The organism is Aneurinibacillus terranovensis DSM 18919, from assembly GCF_000430625.1.
GTDB classification, from domain to species: domain Bacteria; phylum Bacillota; class Bacilli; order Aneurinibacillales; family Aneurinibacillaceae; genus Aneurinibacillus_B; species Aneurinibacillus_B terranovensis.
The window spans coordinates 1-1,100 of sequence record NZ_AUMJ01000118.1 but is presented as its reverse complement, the minus strand read 5'-3'; the positions used below and the strand labels follow the sequence as shown (position 1 = coordinate 1,100).

General features: G+C 39.6%; 1 pseudogene. It reads left to right on the top strand.

The features are described from left to right. Positions 1-160 precede the first annotated feature (160 nt). A pseudogene (locus H525_RS24370) lies at positions 161-1,006 on the top strand (aldo/keto reductase); the annotation flags it as partial. Positions 1,007-1,100 lie beyond the last annotated feature (94 nt).

The window sequence follows — 1,100 nt, the reverse complement described above, 5'->3', positions numbered from 1 at the left end:
TTCCTTTCTCCAGAATGATACGAGGACATTATACTCGTCAACTTCCGGACAGGCAATCCCATCAACTTTAGGTTGTTTTCGGGTATCAATAACACCGTGGATTTCCGGTTTTTTTGTTTGATAAGCAGGTATTACTTTTAGTAAAGGAAGTGTAATCAGGATGGAATATATTCAAATTGCCAATACAGACATCAAATCTTCAAGGATTGGTCTTGGTACGTGGGCGATCGGTGGTTGGATGTGGGGTGGAACAGATGAACAGAATTCAATTAAAACTATTCATGCTGCATTCGATAAAGGGATTACCTTGATTGATACGGCTCCTGTGTATGGTTTTGGAACATCAGAGGAAATAGTCGGAAAAGCAGTAAAACAGTATGGAAATCGCAATAACATTCTCATTGCTACCAAAGTAGCTTTGGATTGGAGAAATGAGCAGCCGTTCCGTAATGCTTCAAAAGAACGGATTATAAAGGAAATTGAAGATTCCCTAAAACGACTTCAAACCGATTATATTGATATTTATCAGGTACATTGGCCAGATCCGCTTACACCTATTGAAGAAACTGCCGAAGCTATGAAACATTTATATGATGCAGGAAAAATCCGCGCCATTGGAGTAAGTAATTTTTCACCTGAACAAATGGATGCATTCCGCCAGATTGCACCTTTACATACGGCACAACCCCCTTATAATTTATTTGAACGGGAGATTGAAAAAGACGTCCTTCCTTATTGTAAAGAACATGCTATTACAACTCTTTTATATGGAAGCTTATGTCGCGGATTATTATCCGGAAAAATGAGCAAAGACCGTAAATTTGCTGGAGATGATTTGCGAAAATCTGACCCTAAATTCCAACAACCCCGTTATAATCAATATTTAGAGGCAGTAGAACAATTAGATAAACTGGCAAGAGAACATTATGAAAAATCCATCATTCATTTAGCCGTTCGTTGGATTTTAGATCAACCAGGTGCAGGTATCGCCCTTTGGGGGGCACGTTGTAATGCCCCCCATTGTCAAGACACAATTTCGAAAAAAATAAGTTATGTCCTCCTTCGATTGTAATGGGGCGCAGGCGCGATTTAAGCGACCC